The following is a 20,711-nucleotide window of genomic DNA, read 5'->3' as shown; positions in this document are numbered from 1 at the left end:
CGCCCTGCGAGCGCAGCGGCTCACATCATCCCTGCGGCGGCTCAAACTGGCACAATCGAAGATTCGACGAGTCACGATCCAGGCGCGCTCCTGCGGGACCTGAGCGTGCCTCGCGAGGCATCCCTTTTGCTGCGCGCCCCTCGCCGCCGCGCGCGATGTTCGGTGGCGGAGTGGCGAGGTGATGCGATGGCAAGCGACATGTTTCGAGTGTTGACGGCAGCGCTGCTGTCCGGTGCGTGCCTGATGGGGTGCAAGAGCCGCGTGGATGACGGCGTTGGCGAGAGCGGCAGCGGCGCCAGCAGCAGCAGCGGCACCAGCGGCACCAGCAGCACCAGCAGCAGCAGCGGCGGCGGCAACGACGGCAGCGGCGGCAACCTGGGCAGCGGCGGCGACGACGACATCGACGGCAGCGGCGGCTGCGCCGACGGCAGCGGCGGCGGCTGCGCCGACCTGCCCGACGAGCCGTGCGCGGTGCGCGACGTCGAGGGCACGATCCCCGGCGTGAAGATCTCGATCGAGTCGAGCCGGTGCGCCTACCACGAAGGAGAGCCGGCGGAGTTCATCTACACGGTCACGACCGACGCGAAGGTCCCCCCGATCGACGTCGCGGCCTCCACCGGCTGCGGGCGCTGCGTCGAGCCGAGCGCGGATCCGCTGTCGTTCGTCTCCTACAAGATCAGCGGCCTCACGTGGGCCGCTGATCCGCAGCCGCAGCTCTACTGCCTGTGCGACGTGGGCTGCTGCGCTCCCGACGAGGCGGTGACCGTGCAGGTCGACGCGACCACGGCGACGCAGACGATCCGCTGGTCCGGGCGGCAGTGGACCGGGCCGTCCGACACGAGCAATCCGGAGGGCGCCTTCTTCGCGCCGGGGAGCTACGATGTCGAGGTGACGTTCGATGGCAAGGAGCAGGGCGTCGTCACGGCAAAGCTGGGGATCGAGATCTACCCCTGAAGCACCGCCTCGAATTCTCCGGGAAATTCACAGAGCGGCGGGGAGACGGGGAGCAAAATCCCATAAATCTCCCCGCCTCCCCGCCTCCCTGTTCAATTTCTCTCGAATAAAATAAGGGGAATTGTCAGGATCTATCCTAAACCACCGCTGAGGACGCTCGCTGGCACCGGCCCAGGGTGGCACAATCGACGGCCCGGGGTGCCGCAAGCCATCGCCTGTGCCGCGGAAGCCCGTGCGCTCTTCGCGGAGCATCTCCCTTGCTGCCGATCGCGCGCGGCCGCAGACAGGGCGTGGCGCGAAGGGGAGAGGTGAGGGAATGGCGAACGACATGCTTCGAGCTCTGGCGATAACCTTGCTGTTCGCCGCGTCCGTGATGGGATGCGACAGCAGCAAAGAGGGTGGCGGAAGCGGTGGTGACGACAACGGCAGCAGCGGAGGCGACCGCGGGCTGCCGCCGGGGGCCGAGCCGTGCGCGGTCCGTGACGTCCAGGGCGCGATGCCGGGCGTGACGGTGTCGATCGAGTCGAGCCGGTGCGTCTACTGGAGGGGCGAGCCGGCGGAGTTCGTCTACACGATCGCGACCGACTCGAGCGTCCCTCCGATCGAGATCTCGGCCTCCGACGGGTGCGGGCGCTGCGTCCGGCCGAGCGCGGATCCGCGCTCGTTCGTCACGTACCAGATCAGCGGGCTGTCGGCGGCGGGAGATCCACAGCAGTACTGCCTCTGCGACACGGGCTGTTGCGCTCCCGACGACAAAGCCACCGTGCAGGTCGACGCGACAACGGCGACGGAGACGATCCGCTGGTCGGGGCGGCAGTGGACCGGGCCGTCGGACACGGACAACCCGGAAGACGAGTTCTTCGCGCCGGGGACCTACGATGTCGAGGTGACGTTCGACGGGCAGGAGCAGGGCTCCGTGACGGCGAAGCTGGCGATCGAGATCGTCCGCTGATCTCTCGGGCCAGCGATCCCGCGGGGGATCGCCTGTGCGCGAGGCGGCGCCGCCGCGGCTTCTGCCGGGATCGCCCGGCCTTTCTGCTAAGGTCCGCGGCCATGCACGCCTGGCGCGGACACTCCTTCGGTCCCCCCGAGATCCTTGTCTGGGAAGAGGTGGACGACCCTCCGCTCGCCGAGGGAGAGGTCCGGATCGAGGTGGCCGCCGCCGCGATCAACTTCCCCGACGTGCTCTTCACGGCAGGCGCGCACCAGGTCAAGCCGACTCCGCCGTTCATCCCCGGCTTCGAGGTCGCCGGCGTCGTCGTCGAGAGCCGCGAGCCGTCGCTCCCGCCGGGCACCCGCGTGGCCGCGACGCTCCCCGGCTCGGGGGGGTACGCGACGCGCGCGATCGCCGGGCCGCGCACCACCTACGCGCTCCCCGACGCGATGCCGTTCGAGGACGCGGCGGCGCTGACCATCACGTACCAGACGGGCTATTTCGCGCTGCACCGGCGCGCGGGCGTCCAGCCGGGCGACACGGTCCTCGTGCACGCCGGCGCGGGCGGCGTCGGCAGCGCGGCGATCCAGCTCGCCAAGGCGGCCGGCGCGACCGTCATCGCGACCGCCGGCGGCGAGGAGAAGACGGCGGTCTGCCGCGCCCTCGGGGCGGACGTCGCGATCGACTACGGGCGAGAGGACTTCGTCGCCGTCGTGAAGGAGCGGACCGCGGGCCGAGGGGCCGATATCGTCTTCGACCCCGTCGGCGGCGACGTCTTCGACAAGTCGACGAAATGCGTCGCCTTCGAGGGCCGCATCGTGGTGATCGGCTTCGCCTCCGGCCAATTCCCCGCGGCGCGCGCGAACCACCTGCTCGTGAAGAACTATTCTGTCATCGGCCTCTACTGGGGCACCTACAGCCGCGCCCGGCCCGACCTCACGCGGAGGGCGCAAGACGAGCTCTACGCGCTCTATGGCCAGGGCGCGGTCAAGCCGCTCATCTCCGCTGCGCGGCCGATGCCGGAGGCGAAGGCGGCCATGACGGCGGTCGCCTCCCGCGCGACCACGGGCAAGGTGGTGCTCACGACCGCGTGAGGCGGCGGCGCGCTGACGCGCTGACAGCGAAGACCCGGCCCGCCGCGCGGCGAGGTGGGCCTATCGGCCTATCGCGCGGACGCCGCCGCCGCTCGGGAGAGCGGCGTCCGCGCGGAGGAGGGAGTCAGTTGCAGCCGGCGGCCGTGGACGCTTCCGGGAGCGCCGCGAGCGTGTCCTTGTCGTCCGTTGTCAGGCCGAAGCCGTAGGGGAACAGCGCGCCGTCTTGCCCGCGGTTGATCCGCTGGCAATCGGTCGCAGGCCAGGAGAACGTGAGCTTGCCCTGGAACTTCTGCTTGCCGAACAGCACGTCAGCGACGCCGCCGCCCTCCGAGCCCGGGAGCCACGCCGCCACGAAGGCGTCCGAGCGGTTCAGCTCCTTGTTGACGTAGAGCGGACGGCCCGACAGAAACACCGTCACGATCGGCAGATCCGGCGCGGCCGTGCGGATGCTCTGGAGGACCTGCAGATCCTCGGGGTGGAAGATTGCGTGCTCCAGCGTCTTCGCGTGCGGGGTGTCGTCCGTCGCGAGCTGGATGTCGCCGTACATCTCGGCATAAGGCGTCTCGCCGATCACCACGATCGCCGCATCGAAGCTCCCCGAATTGGCGCCGGCGCCGTTGGCGCTCAGCATCGCCTGACCGCCGCCGGCCTTCACCGCCTCCTGGATCCCCGCGAAGATCGACGTCGCGCCCGGGAAGTCGGCGTTCGTGACCTCGTCGCCCTGCCACCTCCGCGACCAGCCGCCGCACTGGTTCGGGATGCTGTCCGCGGACTTGCCCGCGACGAGCACCTTGGCGGACGGGGCGAGGGGCAGCACCCCACCGGCGTTCTTCAGCAGAACGAGCGACTTGCTGACCGCCTCGCGCGCGAGGGCCCGGTGCGCCGCCAGCCCGAGCACCGACTGATCGCCCGCGAACATCCGCTTCGACGGCGCTTGCTTGGTCTTCTTCGGGCCGAGGAGCCCCGCCCGCATCTTGACCCGCAAGATCCTCGTCACGGCGTCGTTGACCCGCGCCATCGAGATCTGGCCCCCCTTCGCCTGGCTGAGGGTGTTCTCGTAGAACGCCTTCCAGTCGTCCGGGACCATGATCATGTCCACACCGGCGTTGATCGAGGCGGCGCACGAGGAGTTCGTGCAGCCCTGCACCTGCCCATGACCGTTCCAGTCGCCGATGACGAACCCGTCGAAGTGGAACTTTTCCTTCAGCACCCCGGTCAACAGATCGCGCTTTCCGTGCATCTTCTCGCCACGGACGCTGTTGTACGACGCCATGACCGTCTGCGCGCCCGCCGGAATGGCAGACAGGTAGCCCTGGGCGTGGATCTCGCACAGCTCGGTGTCGCTGGCGAGGTTGTTCCCTTGATCATCGCCCTTGTCCGTTCCGCCGTCGCCCAGGAAGTGCTTGGCGGTCGCGATGACGTGCATCGCGCCGAGCAGATCAGGGCTGTTCGCGGCGCCCTGGATGCCTTGCACGATCCGGCCCGCATAGGCGTTCACGATCTCGGGATCCTCGGAGTAGCCCTCATACGTGCGGCCCCAGCGGTCGTCGCGCACGGTCGCGAGCGTCGGGGCGAAGGTCCAGTCGAGCCCGGTCGCCAGGACCTCCTTCGCGGTCGCGGCGCCGATGCGCTCGAGCAGATCGGGGTCGTGGGCCGCGCCGAGGCCGATGTTGTGCGGGAAGAGCGTGGCGCCGCGGACATTGTTGTTCCCGTGCACCGCGTCGATTCCCCAGATGATCGGGATGCCCGCGCGGCCACCGCTGGTGTCCACCGAGGCGTTGTAGAACTCGTCGGCGAGCTTCACCCAGTCCGCCGCTGTCGCGTTCTTGTTCTTCCCGGGCCAGGAGCCGCCGCCGTTCAGCACGGAGCCGATGTTGTACTGCTTCACCTCGGCCGGCGTGATCTTCTGGATCTCGGCCTGCACCATCTGGCCGACCTTCTCCTCCAGGGTCATCTTGCCGAGCAGCTCGGCGATGGCCGCCTCGATCGCCGGATCCTGCGCGATCGCGCTCCGCACCTCGGGCCAGCCGTTGTCGCAGGGCAAGAGGCCGCTGCTGTCCCCGGCGCCGCTGCCGCTGCCGCCGCCGCCGGTGCTGTCGCTGCCGCCGGTGCTGTCGCTGCCGCCGGTGCCGCCGCCCCCCGTCCCCGAGCTGCTGCCGGAGCTGGCACCAGCGCCGGAGCCGGAGCCCGCGCCAGCGCCGGACGCAGCGCCGGCGCCGGAGCTGGCTCCGGAGCTGGTCGCGGTCTCAGACGAATCGTCGCCGCAGGCGGCGGGCGCGAGAACGACAGCGGCCGCCATGATCCATGTTGCATACCGTGTGAGGCGCATGGGTGCTCCCCTCTTTTGTCAATGAGATAAAGGATGGGCTCTAAGGTGAACCGTGAGCGTCAAGCAAGGCGTCGAGCGGGACGGCCGATAGCAGGCCTCGTGCTCGGGGGTAAGACAACATAAGACAGAGAGGGAACGTTCTAATCCATGACTCCACCCGCACGCAAGCCCCCCTCACGCCGCGAACGCGGGTTCGATGGCCGCTCGTCGCCTCCGCGTCATCGCCCTGAGCACGAGCAGTCCTCCATCGCGGCCACGTGGCACGCCGGATGACACGGCGCGTCCTGAGCCTCCACCGGCTAACCATAGTCCGAGTCGGGGCGCAATATGCAAACCCGATGGCGCGGCGCGGTAATTCACCCGTGGCATAACGCCACAACCCGCGTGCGGGGACGCGGCGCGCCCCGCCATGGATGCGGGATCACCGGGGTCGAGCACAACAGCAACGTCGATCCGATGATCGAAAAAGCACAAGGGGAAGACACGGAGGAGAGCTTCTGCCCGAACAACGACGAGATGCGCTGATGCCAGAGCATCAGAACGGGTTAAAAGTCGTCTGAATTCAATAGGTTGCGAGACATGACCGATCTGACAGGGAGCAAACTCCAAGGGCAAGGAATGCGGGAAGAAGAGAAACCGCAAGGGCGCAAGGGGCGCAAGGGACCAGAGACGAGATATTTTCTTGCCTTCCCTTGCGCCCCTCGCGCCCTTGCGGTTTCTCTTCCCTTCTGTTGATTGCCTCGGGACTTCAACGTGATCGGCACTCCAGCTGACGCGGACCGGCGTCCCGTCGGTGGCTCCGGCAATCGGCGCTCAACGATCGATCGAGAACAGGGCGGTGAACACAAATCATGCATCGTGGCGTCTCGGGGATACGGTGAAACCGGGGTACCACGCCGCGCGCGTTCTCCCGGTCGGCAAATCGGTCGTCACGCGATCGCGCAATCGCAATGCGATCGCGACCGGGCGGGGCAACCAGCACGGCCCATCAGGCCTGCGGGCAGAGCCGTAGCGCGAGCCGCCGGACGACCCCGAGCGCCTGCCGCCGTGATTCAGCGGAAGCAGAATCCGTCGAGGGAGCAATGATAAATCATTGCCTTCGGTACAGCAGCATTTACCCGCGATACTGTACGCGACTATTCTCCGCACATGGTCTCTATTCCGCGTACTTCGCTCCGTCTTTTCATGACCGCCGGCACGCTGCTCCTCGCGCTCGCCGCCTGCGGCGACGACGACTCGGGCACGGGCACAGGCGGCACGGGTGGTGAGGCCGGCGGCAGCACCACCAGCGCCAGCTCCGGCACAGGAGCTGGCAGCAGCTCCACGGCCGGCACCGGTGGCGAGGGCGGCGCTGCCGCTACCGGCGGAGGTGGCGAGGGCGGCGGGGGCGCCGAGCCTTCCACCGGCGTGGGCGGCTCGGGCGGCGAGCCCTCTACCGGCGTGGGCGGCTCGGGCGGCGAGCCCTCCACCGCCGCGGTCGGCGCCGGCGGCGCGGGCGGCGAGTCCTCCACCGCCGCCACCACCAGCGCCACTGCTGGCTCCGGCGGCTCGGGCGGCGAGTCCTCCACCGCCGCCACCACCAGCGTCACAGCTGGCTCGGGCGGCGAGTCCTCCACCGCCGCGGTCGGCGCCGGCGGCTCGGGCGGCGAGTCCTCCACCATTGCCGTCAGCGCTGTCGGCTCGGGCGGCGCGGGCGGCGAGTCCTCCGCCGTCGCGGTCGGCGCCGGCGGCTCGGGCGGCGAGTCCTCCACCATTGCCGTCAGCGCTGTCGGCTCGGGCGGCGCGGGCGGCGAGTCCTCCGCCGTCGCGGTCGGCGCCGGCGGCGCGGGCGGCGAGTCCTCCACCATTGCCGTCAGCGCTGTCGGCTCGGGCGGCGCGGGCGGCGAGTCCTCCGCCGTCGCGGTCGGCGCCGGCGGCTCGGGCGGCGCCGGGGGTGAAGGCGGCGCGGGCGACGCCGTCACGCGATGGGCTGACGTGGAGCCCATCCTGCAAGCGAAGTGCTCGCCCTGCCACACCCGCACGGATCCCCCGCCGGCCAGCGGCTTCGCGATCACCTACGAGTCCTCGCAACTCCCCTCGAACTCGGCCACGTGCGACGTGGCGGGCGAGGGGGAACCCAGGATATCGCAGGGGGCGTGCATCATCCTCCGCATCCACGATGCCACCGACGCCAACCGCATGCCGCGCGGCAAAGGGTGCTCCGGCGACCCGGTGGCGGACGCCGAAAAACCGAGCTGCCTGACGGCCGAAGAGCAGCAGACGATCATCAACTGGATCGCGGACGGCCAGGAGGAGTGACGAGGCCGGGCGCGGCCGCCGCCGCGCCTCACCTCACCTCGGCTGCTCCAGGAGCGCGCCGTCTCGATACGCCTCGATGAGCCGCTCCAGGATCTCGATCTCCCGCTCGACCTCCTCGCCCTTCTCGGTGTCTCCCACCCGGCGCTCGGCCTCGTAGACCTCCACGTCCGAGATCACGGGGATGATGTCCTCCCCCGCCTCGACGGCCTGCTCGACCGACGTGAAATGGTGGTGCTGCGCGAGCCGCGCGCCGCTCGCCTCGAGCACGAGCGTGTACCCCTTGTCGCCATACGCCTCCGAGAACGCCCCGTCGATCGTCACCGCGCGGCGCGACGCCTTGATCGGCGACTCGCCCCGCTCGACCCTGACCGGCACGTGCCCGTTCACGATGAGCCCGCGCTCCTCGTCCACGCCGAACTCGCGGCACACGCGGCCGCAGAAGGCAGCGTCGTGGATCAGGTGGAAATACGGGTTCTTCGTCTCCCGGTGCGCCGCCTCGTCGGCCACGAAATACGACTCGAACGTCGTCATCCGGTCCTTGCCGAACATGGGCGAGAGCGGCCCCGTCCAGAGGTACCAGAGCATGTCGACGTCCTCCTGCGCGCTTGCCCGGAAAGCCCGGCGCACCTTCCGCTCCAGCGCGTCGAACAGCGCCCTGCCGCGGCGAGGCTCGCCGTCGACCACGAAGGGCAAAAACTCGCCCTCGCCGTCCACCGGGACACAGCCGTGGAAGACGAGCGCCCGATCGCGCCGGAGCCACGTCGTCCCCTGCTGCACCATCCAGCGCATCTGGCGGGACAGCGCCGGGCTCCTCAGGAAAGACTCCTTCAAAAGGGCGATGCACGCCGCCTCGTCCGGCGTCAGCGCGTACGGGTCGCCGGGGTCGAGCGTCGGGAAGCGCGCGTCGAGGAGCGGAAGCACCTTGCCGTCGATCGCGACCGTGCCCGCGCGCGGGTCGATGTGATGGAGGAGGCAGCGGTGATCGAGCGCGTACTCCGGGCGGCGCCGGCAGAGCTGCCCCTCCAGCTTGAACTGGAGGACGGCCACGGCCTTCTGCATCCGCGCCATCAGCAGGGCGTCGCGCAGCCCCTCGCCCCGGACCGCGAAGCGCTCCGCCGGATCGTCCGCGTAGGCCGTGCGCGCGAGCCGATCGAGCGGCGCCACCGAGATGCCAAAGCCCTCTTCCAGCTGCGACAGGCGCCCGTACCGGAGCGAGAGGCGGACCACGGTGGCGATGAGCGCCTCCTGGCCGAGGCTCGCGCCCATCCAGCTCACGTCGTGGTTGCCCCAGACGACCCGCACGCGCGGCTGGCGCATCAGGTACTCGATCACCTTGTCCAGCCGGGGACCGCGATCCCCGAGATCGCCCGCGACCACGAGCTCGAAGACCGTCAGGTTCCGGATGGCGCGCGCCGTGGCGCGCAGGATCTCGATCTCGCGGCCGTGCTGCACGAACGGGTCGATGAGCGCGTCGAGGTAGCCGCCCTCGCCGAGGGCGGCGCGCGCCGACACGAGCTCGCGGAGCAGGCCCCGCATGTCGTCCGGGAACGCCGCCTCCACCTGGCGGAGCGTGTAGCGCAGCGACAGCTCGCGGATGACCTCGACCTCGCGCGCGAGCGTCCAGAGCAGGAAGGCCCGCCGCTCCGCCTCGCCGCCGGACGCGACGCGGGCATAGCTCTCGCGAGGGTAGTAGACGATCGAGAGCAGCGCGCGCTTCTCGGCCGCCGTGAGCCGGTCGCCGAAGACCCGCTCGATGAGCGGCCGCAGGCTCCCCGAGGCGTTGTTGATGATGTGCTTCAGCTTCCTGTGCTCGCCGTGGACGTCGCTGACCACGTGCACCGTCCCCTTCGGGAGCGACAGGATCGCCCGCAGATGGCCGATCTCCGAGAGCGCGGCCTCGGTCGTCGGATACCGGCCCGCGAGGGCGCGTAGGAGCGGCAGCTCCCGTGTGTCGAGCATGGCGCCACAGCATAGAGCAACGCCGCGGTCGACGTACCCGACGAGCGCACGCCGCCGCCGCGCCGCGCTGGAGCAGCCGGGCAGGCGCGCTGGGGGACGAGCGCACCTGGCTCTGCCGCGTTTCCCCTTGCGGCCGCGCGCCTTCCTACTAGCAAATGCCATGGGAGCCCATGCAATTGTCGGGGGGCGAGGCCGTATCTCCGCGCCAAGCGGCCTCGACGCCGGCACTACATTCACCCGCAAACGCCATCTTCCTACATGAGCAAGTCTGTTCTGATCATCGATGACGACGTGGATCTGGCGACGACCCTGGCCGAGACGCTTCGCGACCTCGGCTATGAGGCGACGCCTTTCTTCAGCGGGCGAGAGGCGCTCGAGCGCCTCCTCGACGGCGAGCGGCCCGGGGTCATCTTGCTCGACCTGATGATGCCCAAGATGAACGGCTGGAAGGTGTGCGACGAGCTCTGCGCGGTCCCCGCGCTGGAGGAGATCCCCGTCGTCATCATGACCGCGGCGTCGAACATCAAGCAGCCGATGCCAACACACGCGCGCGAGGTGCTCAGCAAGCCGTTCGAGCTCGACACGCTGCTCAGGACGATCGACGCGGCCTGACCGGCGCGCCCGCCTGAACGGCGCGCCGTCCTGCCCCAGACCCCGCGGTCCCGATTCCACCCCTTGCCCCCGCCGGGTCAGGCGTCTCCGCGCGACGGCCGAGGCATCGCCGCGCAGGGCGCTGGCCGCCGGGGCCTATCGCTTCTTCTTCGCCTTCGCCTTTGGCGGGGCGGTCGGCTTGATATCGATGCTCGTGGCCCCCTGGCAGGGCACCTGCGCCGTCACACCCGCGCTGAGCCACTCGGGGAACTTCGTCGTCCCGGGCCGGCCGACGCGCACGAAGAAGCGGCCGCAGCGCACGGCAAGCGCCTCGTTCACATCCCCCGCGTACTTGCCTGTCATATAGACGCCCCCCGGCTGTGGAAACCCTACCGTGAGCAGGCCCTTATCCTTGGGCAGCGACGCGGGATTGCCGCCCTGCCGCGCCTGGCTCGCCGCCTCCTTCGCCGCCGCGGCCTCCTTCGCAGCGGCCTCCTTCGCCGCCGCGGCTTCCTTCGCAGCGGCCTCCTTCGCCGCAGCGGCTTCCTTCGCAGCGGCCTCCTTCGCCGCCGCGGCTTCCTTCGCCGCGGCCTCCTTCGCCGCCGCGGCCTCCTTCGCAGCGGCCTCCTTCGCCGCAGCGGCCTCCTTCGCAGCGGCCTCCTTCGCCGCCGCGGCCTCCTTCGCGGAGAGCGTCTTCGCCGCCTGCGCCTTCCCGGCCGGCGCTCGCTTCACGGAGGACGACGCGGCGCTCGCCGCAGACGCCGCGGCGATGGGCTCGACGATCGGGGGCGAAAGCTCCACCGCCGCAGCGGCGTCCGGCTCGGGCCGCTCCCGCCGCGCCACGTAGATCCAGAGCGCCGCCACCACCGTCGCCGTGATCGCCGACACAGCGATCGTCCCGACCGGCGATAGCGAACGCGGCACTTGCCATGGCAGGCCAGGCGACCGCGGGCGCCGCGACGACGCGCCCGCCGGCGGCGACGAGTCCACCGGTGAGCCGCCGCGGCCCGCCGCGTTCGGCCCCGGATACGGCGAGCCCCTGGGCGGCATCAGGCCCGCCCCCGGCCCCGGCCCCGGAGACCCATCCAGTGGCACCGTCATCCCGGGCGGCGTCAGGCCCGACGCGCCCATCGGCACGGTCACGCCAGACGGGGTCACCGGCGAGCCGGAAGGCGGCTTCGGCGGCGAACCGAGGAACGGCGGTGTGAGATCCGCCGGAAGGGCCGGCGGCGGACCGAACCGGATCGCCTCCGGGATCATCGACGTGGTCGGGGCGAAGCGGGCGGAATCGGCGCCTGTGCCAGGGCTCGTCGCGCTGTCCTCCTCGAACACCGGATCGACGTCGGTCAACGTCGTCCGCCCGCCCTCCAGAGGCCCGTCGTCCGCCGTCGCCGCGTCGCGCTCCGCCGCGCGCTTCGACGCCTCGAACAGACGGCCGAACGTCTCGCGATCCGGCAGCGCGGGCCTCCGTCCCTCGACGCCCTTCGCGCCCTCGCCCCTCCCCACGGGCAACGCCTGGTTCGCCGGCACCGGGATCGTGATCGGCTCGGGGGCCGGCGCGCCGATCGTCGCCTTCCCTTCCTGCCGAGCAGACCCCGCCAGCGCCTCGGACGCCGCGGCCGAGGGAGGCGCGGTCTTCGCCTGCGCGCCGGGGGGCCGCGGCCTCGCGGCGCCGCCGTCCTTCGCCGCCTGATCCCTGGCAAAGAGATCCTTCGCGAGCCGCTTCGCGACCTCCGCCGCGGGCCTCGCGGTCTGACCTCCCTTGCCCTTGACCGGAATCGTCGGCCGCCGATCCTCCTCGGGATCCGCGTCCTCGATCTCGATCGTCGCGTGCGCGGACTGCACGCGCGTCACGAGCTCGGCCTTGCCCTTCTCCGGACGAGCGACCTTCGCGAGCGCCTGCTCGATCTCGTGCGTGGTCGTCTTCCGATCGTCCGGCGCCGGCGCGAGGGCCACGTCGAGCAGCGCCATGATCGGGCGCGGGATCTCCGGGCGGATCGTGGCGATCGCCTGCGGTCGCGTGCCGTCCGTCGGCGGCCGCCGCCCCGTGAGCAACGACCAGAGCAGCAGCCCCACGCCGTAGATATCGGCCTTCACCGTGACGCGCTCGGCGCGCGCTTGCTCGGGCGCCATGTAGCCCGGCGCGCCCTTGACCACGCCCGCGATCGTATCCGGCGTGCGCCCGAGGATCTTGCCGATCCCGAAGCCCGTGAGGCGCACCTGCCCGTCCCACCCGATCACGATGTTCTCCGGGTGGAGGTTGCGATGGATGATCGGCGTGGGGCCGCCGTGCTCGTCGACGGCCCCGTGCGCGTGCGCGAGCGCGCCGGCGATGCAGTGGACCAGGTAGTAGACCGCCGCGTCGGCGAGCTTCTGCTGCCGCGTCGCGAGGTGCTGGAGCAGCCGATTGAGGTTCACGCCCTCGACGTGCTCGAGCACGAGCACGAGCCGGCCCGCGTGCTCGAAGAAGTCGAACATCCGCACGATGGCCGTGTGGTTCATCGTCGCGCAGATCGACGCCTCGCGCGCGAGCTCGTCGGCGAAGCGAGGATCGCCCTCGGCGGTATTCGGGACGAGCTTCAGCACGCAGACGCGGCGAAACCCGAGCGGGCCATCCAGTCGCCCGAGATAGACGCTGGTGGGCCCAGAACCGGACAGGCGCCGGAGGATCTTGTAGGCCCCAATCGTCTCGGGAGCGGGCTCCGTCGGAAACATCCGGGGCCGATCATACCCAAGCGCGGCGAAGCCCCCAAGCCAACGACCAACACCGCTCACTTCGCGGCGCCAGGAGGCGTCCCCGGGCGCCTCGGTAAGAGGCCATGCTCCACGCGCCCTGTACGGCGCGTCGCTCTCCCGCTCGCCAGACAGCGGTACAGCTGATCAGCAGAAGCCCGAACAGCTGTGACGGATCGCCGCGCAGGCGCGCGGCGAGATCCGGCCAGGTTCCCCGAGGGATCGCGCTCCGCGGCGCCGAGCTCCCTTCCCCAGACGCTCTCCGTTTGACGAGGGGTCGCCGGCCGCGCTCGCGCGGCTGCGCCTCCGGCCTTCGAGCGGCGCGGGGGCTGGGCTATAAGCCGCCGCGATGAAGCTCCGCGCCTGGCATCGATTGCTCGCCGTCGTCCTCCTCGCGGGCTGCGAGGCCGCCGTCCCGCCTCCGCCGCCCGCGCCGCCCCCGCCCCCGTCGCCGAACGCCGCCACCGCCCCGGCGCCTGCGCCCGCGCCGGCCGCGCCGGCCACGCCGGCGTCGCGGTTCCCCGCCGGGTGGCCCTTCCCCGAGGGCGCGCCGCCGGTGCGGGGCCCCTCGATGGTCACGAGCGACGCCGCCCTCGCCACGAAGGTGGGCGCGGAGGTCCTCGCCTCGGGCGGCAACGCCGTCGACGCGGCGGTCGCGACGGCGTTCGCGCTCGCGGTGGTGCACCCGACGGCCGGCAACCTCGGCGGCGGCGGGTTCCTGGTCGCGCGCGTCGGCGACAAGGAGCACGCGCTCGACTTCCGCGAGACCGCGCCGGGCAAGGCGACCCACGACATGTACCGGGGCAAGGACGGCAAGCCCACGGAGAGCGCGCGCGTCGGCCACCTCGCGGTCGGCGTGCCCGGCAGCGTGGCAGGGCTCTGGGAGGCGTACGACAAGCTCGGCTCCAAGAAGAAGACCTGGGCCGAGCTCGTCGCGCCCGCGATCCGGCTCGCCAGGGAGGGCTTCTCGGTCGACGAGAACTTCGCGACGACGGTCAAGGCCGCGTCGGGCAAGCTCAAGCGCTTCCCGGCCTCGACCGCGCTGTTCCTTCCGGGCGGCGCGCCCATCGAGATCGGCGCGACGTGGAAATCGCCCGAGCTCGCGGCGACGCTCGAGCGCATCGCGGAGAAGGGCCCCGCGGGCTTTTACGAGGGCAAGACCGCGGAGCTCTTCGTGGCCGAGATGCGGCGGGGCAAGGGCCTCATCACGGCCGCGGACCTCAAGGGCTACAAGGCGAAGTGGCGCGAGCCCATCGTGTTCGAGTACCGCGGGCGCCGCGTCGCCTCCATGCCGCTCCCGTCGTCGGGGGGCCTCGCCCTCGCGATGATCGCGCACCAGCTGGAGGGGCTCGACGTCGCCAAGCTCGGCTGGCACTCGCCGTCGCACGTGCACGTGGTCGCCGAGGCGATGCGGCGGACCTTCCTCGCGCGCAACGAGGTCCTCGGCGATCCCGATTTCGTGAAGAACCCGGTCGAGGAGCTGCTCTCGGTCGCGTGGGCCGACAAGCAGCGCGCCACCATTGCGGCGGACCGCGCGACGCCGACCGACGAGCTCGCCCGCGGCGCGGCCGTCAAGGACTCGGGCGGGCGCGGCCCGCACACGACGCACTTCTCGGTGGTCGACGCGCAGGGCAACGCCGTCGCGCTGACCACGACGCTGAACGGCTGGTACGGCTCGGGGGTGACGGTGACCGGCGCCGGCTTCGTGCTCAACAACGAAATGGACGACTTCGCGGCCGTGCCCGGCACCCCGAACCAGTTCGGTCTCGTGCAGGGGGAGGCCAACTCCATCGCGCCCGGCAAGCGCATGCTCTCGTCGATGTCGCCCACGATCGTGACGGCGAAGGACGGGCGCGTGGAGCTCGTGCTCGGCGCCGCGGGCGGCCCGACGATCCTGACGGCGGTGTTCCAGATCTTCTCGAACGTCGTCGACTTCGGCTTTGACGTGACCACGGGTGTCAACGCGCCGCGCTTCCACCAGCAGGACTACCCCGACAAGCTGATCGTCGAGCAGGGCGGCTTCCCCGATGAGCTCCGGAGCGCGCTCGGCGCGATGGGCCACACCCTCGACGAGCGCGAGCACATCGCCGACGCGCCGTCGATCGGCCGCGAGGGCGCCGGATTCGCTGGCGCGCGGGAGCCTCGGCGGCCCGGCTCCGAGGCGGCGGCGGGAAAGTAGCGTCGACGGGGCCGCCGCTCCCCACGTCGTCGGGACGTCCCTGCGACGGTCGATTGATCAGGTGTCCCCTTACCTCTCTGGCGCCTCATTCCAATAGGCTTATCGACAGGCAAATTCGCCGCGTGCATCAGGTGTTGCCCTAAGGGAATCCCTTTCTAGTTGGCGCACCTTGGCCATTCCCGGCACGGGCGTGTGCCCAATGCACGAGGCGCCTCTCCTCGCGATGGTGTCATCGCGTGACGCGCGTCGCCGTCGACGGCCCGCTGCGCCATGGAGCGCCGTGACACCACACGGCGAGGCGACGGCGTCCTCGCATTCGCGAGCGGCGCTCGAACCGAGTCGCGCGTCGCTCTCCTGACGCGCGGCGTCTCGGCGGCGGAGCCAGGCGGGAGCGCGCGATCCACGCACGGAGCCGTGGCGGTTCGACCTTGACACAACCCATCCGTTTCGATTGCTTATGGCGACGCGCCCAGCCGAGCACGCTCGCTCCCTCGGCCGGCCCCGCGTGCGCCTGTCGATGCAGCCGATTTCAGCACCCCGAGGAGCTGCCGTGGAACGGGGACCTGCTTCTTGACACGGACCGAGATACCGACTGAACGCCGCGCTGGGTCGATAGCCCGGTCGCTCCAGGGGGTCGCCGTCATGGTGGAGCTGCTGAATCACGAGTTGATCGAGACGCTGCACGACGGGGCTCGCAGCAGCGTCTATCTCGGCCGGAAAAAGAGCACTGGCAAGATGTGCGTCATCAAGGTGGCGCGCAAGGGCGTCAATGGCACCCGCAACGTCGCGATCCTCAAGCGCCAGTACGAGATCACGCGGCACCTCGACCTCGACGGCGTCGTCCGGGTCCACGAGCTCGAGGTCCGGCTCGATTACGCCGCGCTCGTCATGGAGTACTTCGCGGGCCGCTCGCTGCGGGCGGTCATCGACGGCAATGGGCAGGGCGTCGGGCTCGCGCAGGCGGTCAGGATAGCCCTCCAGCTCGCGGAGACGCTCGGGGCGATCCATGAGCGGAACATCGTCCACAAGGACATCAAGCCGAGCAACATCATCGTCGACAGCGACGTGCGCACGTCGAAGCTCACGGACTTCTCCATCGCCTCCCTCCTGCCGGGGGAGCGCGCGACGGTCGTCGATCCCTGGTCGGTCGGCGAGGGCACGCTGCAATACATCTCGCCCGAGCAGACGGGCCGGATGAACCGGTCGATCGACTTCCGCTCGGACTATTACTCGCTCGGGGTCACGCTCTATGAGCTCACGACGAGGCGCCTCCCCTTCGAGACGACGGATCCGATGGAGCTCGTGCACCATCACATCGCGAAGACGCCCGTCCCTCCGCACCTGATCCGGCCGGCGATCCCGGAGGCGCTCTCCCGGGTCATCATGAAGCTGCTCTCGAAGACGGCGGAGGACCGGTATCAGAGCACCTTCGGCCTGAAGGCCGATCTGAAGGCCTGCCTCGACATGCTGGAGCGCGGAGCGCCGGCCGTGGACTTCGTGCCAGGGAGGAAGGACAAGCCCACGAGGCTGCAGGTGTCGCAGAAGCTCTACGGCCGGCAGCGCGAGGTCGGCGCCTTGATGGCGACCTTCAGGAACATCAGCGGCCCCGGAGCGGGCGCGGCGGAGGGCGGCCGGTCGGAGCTCGTCCTCGTGGCCGGCTACTCCGGCGTGGGCAAGTCGGCGATCGTGAACGAGATCCACAAGCCGATCGCGAAGGAGGCCGGCTACTTCGCCGCTGGCAAGTTCGACCAGTTCACGCGCGACGTCCCGTACGCGGCCGTGATCGCGGCGCTGCGGGAGATCGTCCGGCAGATCCTTACCGAGAGCAGGACCGAGCTTGCCGACTGGAAGACCCGGATCCTCATGGTGGTCGCTCCGAACGGCCAGGTGATCGCCGAGGTGATCCCGGAGATCGAGCTCATCATCGGCAAGCAGCCGCCCGTCCCGCTCCTCGGCTCGATCGAGACACGGAACCGCTTCAACCTCACGTTCCGGAACTTCATCGGCGTGATCGCGCAGAAGACGCGGGCGCTCGTGCTGTTCCTCGACGATCTCCAGTGGGCCGACACGGGGTCGCTGAACCTCCTCAGCGTCCTCCTGGAGGACCCGGAGATCCGCCACCTCTTGCTCATCGGGTCGTACCGGGACAACGAGGTGGACGACGCGCACCCGCTCATGATGACGCTGAGGACGCTCCGCAAGAGCGAGGCGCGCGTCAGCACGCTCACGCTGGAGCCGCTGGCGCGCGATCACGTGAACGAGCTCATCTCCGATTCGCTCGGCCTGTCTCGAGACGAATCCCGCCCGCTCGCCGACGTCATCTTCGCCAAGACGCACGGGAACCCGTTCTTCGCTATCCAGTACCTGGAGAGCCTCTGTCGCGAGGGTCACCTGCGCTTCAGCTCGGAGGCGGGCGCCTGGCGGTGGAGCCTCGCCGACCTCGAGGGCATGAACGTCGCGGACAACGTCGTCGATCTGATGATCCACCGGATACGGGGTCTCGGCGAGTCGACGCAGCAGGTCCTGAAGTTCGCCGCGTGCATCGGCAATCAGTTCGACCTGCGGCTCCTGTCGCTCATCCATCGGAAGGACCTGCGCGCCACCGACAAGGACCTCTGGGACGCCCTCGACGCGGGGCTCGTCGTGCCGGCGGACGAGGACTACAAGATCGCGCGATTCCTCGACGACGCGGACCGGAGCACCGTCACGTTCAAGTTCCTCCACGACCGCGTGCAGCAGGGCGCTTACAAGCTGCTCACGGAGGGCGAGCAGAAGAGGATTCACCTCGAGATCGGGCGCCACCTCCGCGCGGCCACCTCGCCCGCGACGATCGAGGGGCGGATCTACGACATCGTGATGCACCTCAACATGGGCGCCGAGATGATCGTCGACAGGCAAGAGCGCTACGAGGCGGCGGAGCTCAACCTGAGGGCCGGCCAGAAGGCCAGGCGCTCGACCGCCTACGGCCCCGGGGCGCAGTGCCTCCGCGCCGCAGCGGCGTTCCTGCCGGGCGACTGCTGGGAGACGAGCCACGAGCTCGCGCTCGCGATCTACACCGACCTCGTCGACCTCGAGTACCTGACGATCAACTTCGATCGCGCGGAGACGTGCGCGCAGATCGTCATCGACCACGCGAAAGACGTCCTGGAGAAGATCCGGGTCTACGAGGCGCGCATCCAGTTCTACATTTCACAGAACCGGATGCACGAGGCCATCGAGCTGGCGATGAGCGTGCTCGCCATGCTCGACGTTCCGTTGCGCGAGGTGCCGCCTCCGAGCCTGGACGTAGCTCAGCTGGCGCAGCTTCCATCGATGACGGACGAGCGGATGCAAGCCGCGATTCGCATCATGTCATCAAACATCGCGGCCGTGTACATCGCCAAGCCGGCGTTGATGCCGGTGATAGCGTTCACGATGGTGGACATCTGCGCGCGGCACGGCAACTCGCCGCTCGCCACGTTCGCCTATCTGATCTACGGCGTCGTTCAGTGCTTGATGAACCAAACCGACGAGGCCTTCGCGCTCGGCGGGCTGGCGATCGATCTCACGCGCCAGTTCCACGCGGTCGAGCTGGAGTCCAAGATCCACGCCACCGTGCACACCCTCATCTACCACTGGAAGCGGCCGCTGCGGGAGACGCTCGGGCCGCTGCTCCACGCCGTGCAGGTCGGCCTGGATACCGGTGATACCGAGTATGCGTTGCACGCCTCGATTCATCATTCGCTCCACTCCTTGCTCGTGGGGGAGGATCTCGAGACGACCGAGCTGCGGATGCAGCACTCCGTCCTCCTCTCGCTGAAGCTGAACAACCAGTACCCGCTGTACCTGTGCAGCATCTGGAAGCAGCTCGTGAGGAGCCTGCGCGAGCCCTCCGAGGAGAAGCTGATGCTCGTCGGGAGCAGCTTCGACGAGACCACGATGATCCCGTACCTGGGACAGAACAGGACATCGATGTTCTCGCTCTACCTGGCGAAGGGCATGCAGCTCTACACCTTCGGCCACGCGAAGCAAGCCTGTTACTACCTGCGCGCCGCCGAGGAGTTCCAGGACGCGGTCGGGGGCATGGCCATCGTCGTCGAGCACAACTTCTTCTGCTCGCTCGCGCTCATCGCCGATCTCGATCGCATGGCGGAGAGCGAGCGAGACGCCGCGCTCGCCACGATCGGCGCGAACCAGCGGGCGCTCGAGGCCTGGGCGCGCGCTGCCCCGGAGAACAACCAGCACAGGCACGATCTCGTGAGCGCGGAGCTGGCGCGCGTGAAGCGCGAGGCGGTCGAGGCGATGGACCTCTACGACCGAGCGATCGAAGGAGCGCGGAAGAACGGCTACATGCAGCACGAGGCGCTGGCCTACGAGCTGGCGTCGTCGTTCTACCGGAAGATGGGCCGGAGCGAGATCGCGCAGCACTACATGACCACGGCCTACAGGGGCTACGCGCTCTGGGGCGCCGACGCGAAGTGCAAGAGCCTCGTCGCCGCGTTTCCCCATCTCATCCTCGAGGGGACGCCCGAGCAGTCGGCGCCCGTGACGGTGACGTCCGGTCACGACGGCGCCGTCCTCGACCTGCTCACCGTGGTCAAGGCGTCGCAGGCGCTGGCGAGCGAGATCGTCCTGGAGAGGCTCTTGGAGCACCTCATGACGATCGTCCTCGAAAACGTCGGCGCGCAGTCCGGCGTGCTGGCCCTCATGCGCGGCGATACGCTCTTCGTCGAGGCGGAGGGGACGGTCGCGCCGAAGCAATGTTACGTGCTGAAGGGCGATCCCGTGGATTCGTCGAGCAGGGCCCCGCTGTCGATCCTGAGCTACGTACAGCGCACGCTGAAGAGCGTCCTGCTGGACAACGCGGCCGGTGAAGCCAGGTTCTCCGCCGATCCCTACATCCGAGAGAAGCAGCCGAAGTCCGTGATGTGCGCGCCCGTCCTGCGCCAGGGTCGGCTGGTCGGCGTGCTCTATCTCGAGAACAACCTGTCGACCGGCGTCTTCACGAAAGATCGGTTCGAGCTCCTGGCGCTCCTCTCGTCGCAGATCGCGATCTCCATCGAGAACGCGAAGCTGTACGAGGAGCTCGAGAAAAAGGTCACCGCGCGCACCGAGGAGCTCCGGATCTCCAATGAGCAGCTGAGCACCGTCAACGACCTGCTGCAGGTGGAGCTGGCCGAGCGCGAGCGCCTGCAGGAGGAGCGCGTCCGGATGCAGGAGGAGATCATCCAGACCCAGCGGGATCGCCTGTTCGAGCTGTCGACGCCGTTCATCCCGATCACCGATGAGATCATGGTGATGCCGATCATCGGGAGCATCGACGACAATCGGGCCGCTCAGATGATCGAGGCGGCGATGCAGGGCGTCGCCAAGAGCTCCGCGAAGGTGGTGATCGTCGACGTCACGGGCGTCAAGAGCGTGGACACGTGCGTGGCGAGCCGGCTGATGAGCCTGGCCCAGGCGGTGGGGCTGCTCGGGAGCAAGGCGATCCTCACGGGTCTCCGGCCCGCGGTAGCGCAGAGCCTGGTTGACCTCGGCGTGGATCTCGGCTCGCTGGAGACGCGGGCCAACCTCAAGGCGGGCATCGCCTATGCCATGAAGCGCACCGCCGCCAGGTTGTATGCTTGAAGGGGGTTCTGCTGGGCGAGAGGTCCTAGCCGA

The 20,711-nt window shown here is 69.8% G+C and carries 11 protein-coding genes; 8 read left to right on the top strand and 3 right to left on the bottom strand.

Translation table 11 applies throughout. From position 1 onward, the window contains the following. Positions 1–198 precede the first annotated feature (198 nt). The 3 genes from WME90_RS45145 (at position 199) to WME90_RS45135 (ending at position 2,982) form a co-directional block, all read left to right on the top strand. The gene (locus WME90_RS45145; RefSeq protein WP_437278297.1) at positions 199–954 is read left to right on the top strand and encodes a hypothetical protein; all 756 of its coding nucleotides are present in this window, start codon (positions 199–201) and stop codon (positions 952–954) included. A gap of 328 nt (positions 955–1,282) precedes the next feature. After that, complete coding sequence (locus WME90_RS45140; RefSeq protein ID WP_437278296.1) at positions 1,283–1,906, top strand: hypothetical protein; 624 nt, start codon at positions 1,283–1,285, stop codon at positions 1,904–1,906. 101 nt (positions 1,907–2,007) lie between these two features. After that, positions 2,008–2,982, top strand: a complete 975-nt coding sequence (locus WME90_RS45135; RefSeq protein WP_437278295.1) for an NADPH:quinone oxidoreductase family protein — start codon at positions 2,008–2,010, stop codon at positions 2,980–2,982. Positions 2,983–3,106: 124 nt separating this feature from the next. Here the strand turns inward: WME90_RS45135 and WME90_RS45130 are convergent, their stop codons facing one another. Beyond that, positions 3,107–5,311 (bottom strand): glycoside hydrolase family 3 protein, encoded by a 2,205-nt coding sequence (locus tag WME90_RS45130; RefSeq protein ID WP_437278294.1) that lies wholly within the window; start codon positions 5,309–5,311, stop codon positions 3,107–3,109. Between the two features lie 327 nt (positions 5,312–5,638). Here WME90_RS45130 and WME90_RS45125 point away from each other — a divergent pair, with 327 nt between their 5' ends. Together WME90_RS45125 and WME90_RS45120 are read left to right on the top strand one after the other, a co-directional pair. Continuing rightward, entirely contained in the window at positions 5,639–5,836 is a 198-nt protein-coding gene (locus WME90_RS45125; RefSeq protein WP_437278293.1) for a hypothetical protein, read from the top strand. Positions 5,837–6,496: 660 nt separating this feature from the next. Then, complete coding sequence (locus tag WME90_RS45120; RefSeq protein ID WP_437278292.1) at positions 6,497–7,609, top strand: hypothetical protein; 1,113 nt, start codon at positions 6,497–6,499, stop codon at positions 7,607–7,609. A 33-nt stretch (positions 7,610–7,642) separates the two neighbouring features. Here WME90_RS45120 and WME90_RS45115 read toward each other — a convergent pair whose 3' ends face one another. Continuing rightward, a complete protein-coding gene (locus WME90_RS45115) occupies positions 7,643–9,568 on the bottom strand; it encodes a fructose-1,6-bisphosphatase (protein ID WP_437278291.1) in 1,926 nt (641 codons plus the stop codon). Positions 9,569–9,826: 258 nt separating this feature from the next. Here WME90_RS45115 and WME90_RS45110 point away from each other — a divergent pair, with 258 nt between their 5' ends. Next, positions 9,827–10,180 (top strand): response regulator, encoded by a 354-nt coding sequence (locus WME90_RS45110; protein ID WP_437278290.1) that lies wholly within the window; start codon positions 9,827–9,829, stop codon positions 10,178–10,180. Between the two features lie 135 nt (positions 10,181–10,315). Here WME90_RS45110 and WME90_RS45105 read toward each other — a convergent pair whose 3' ends face one another. After that, positions 10,316–12,874, bottom strand: a complete 2,559-nt coding sequence (locus WME90_RS45105; RefSeq protein WP_437278289.1) for a protein kinase domain-containing protein — start codon at positions 12,872–12,874, stop codon at positions 10,316–10,318. Positions 12,875–13,241: 367 nt separating this feature from the next. Between WME90_RS45105 and ggt the strand changes: the two genes are divergently transcribed. Next, positions 13,242–15,071: a gamma-glutamyltransferase gene (ggt, locus tag WME90_RS45100; protein ID WP_437278288.1), complete on the top strand. Its 1,830-nt coding sequence runs from the start codon at positions 13,242–13,244 to the stop codon at positions 15,069–15,071. Positions 15,072–15,713: 642 nt separating this feature from the next. Beyond that, the gene (locus tag WME90_RS45095) at positions 15,714–20,678 is read left to right on the top strand and encodes a protein kinase domain-containing protein (protein ID WP_437278287.1); all 4,965 of its coding nucleotides are present in this window, start codon (positions 15,714–15,716) and stop codon (positions 20,676–20,678) included. The last annotated feature ends 33 nt before the right edge of the window (positions 20,679–20,711 follow it).

This window comes from Sorangium sp. So ce375 (assembly GCF_051473855.1).
In the GTDB taxonomy this organism is placed as follows: domain Bacteria; phylum Myxococcota_A; class Polyangia; order Polyangiales; family Polyangiaceae; genus Sorangium.
The sequence above is the reverse complement of the archived record's forward strand: the minus strand, read 5'-3'. Positions and strand labels throughout refer to the sequence as shown.

Excerpts from the sequence above, each read along its gene's own strand:
- WME90_RS45145 (WP_437278297.1), top strand. The coding sequence starts at position 199 with ATGTTTCGAGTGTTGACGGCAGCGCTGCTGTCCGGTGCGTGCCTGATG.
- WME90_RS45130 (WP_437278294.1), bottom strand. The coding sequence starts at position 5,311 with ATGCGCCTCACACGGTATGCAACATGGATCATGGCGGCCGCTGTCGTT.
- WME90_RS45140 (WP_437278296.1), top strand. The coding sequence starts at position 1,283 with ATGCTTCGAGCTCTGGCGATAACCTTGCTGTTCGCCGCGTCCGTGATG.
- WME90_RS45095 (WP_437278287.1), top strand. The coding sequence starts at position 15,714 with ATGGTGGAGCTGCTGAATCACGAGTTGATCGAGACGCTGCACGACGGG.
- WME90_RS45120 (WP_437278292.1), top strand. The coding sequence starts at position 6,497 with ATGACCGCCGGCACGCTGCTCCTCGCGCTCGCCGCCTGCGGCGACGAC.
- WME90_RS45135 (WP_437278295.1), top strand. The coding sequence starts at position 2,008 with ATGCACGCCTGGCGCGGACACTCCTTCGGTCCCCCCGAGATCCTTGTC.
- WME90_RS45105 (WP_437278289.1), bottom strand. The coding sequence starts at position 12,874 with ATGTTTCCGACGGAGCCCGCTCCCGAGACGATTGGGGCCTACAAGATC.
- ggt (WP_437278288.1), top strand. The coding sequence starts at position 13,242 with ATGAAGCTCCGCGCCTGGCATCGATTGCTCGCCGTCGTCCTCCTCGCG.
- WME90_RS45115 (WP_437278291.1), bottom strand. The coding sequence starts at position 9,568 with ATGCTCGACACACGGGAGCTGCCGCTCCTACGCGCCCTCGCGGGCCGG.
- WME90_RS45110 (WP_437278290.1), top strand. The coding sequence starts at position 9,827 with ATGAGCAAGTCTGTTCTGATCATCGATGACGACGTGGATCTGGCGACG.
- WME90_RS45125 (WP_437278293.1), top strand. The coding sequence starts at position 5,639 with ATGCAAACCCGATGGCGCGGCGCGGTAATTCACCCGTGGCATAACGCC.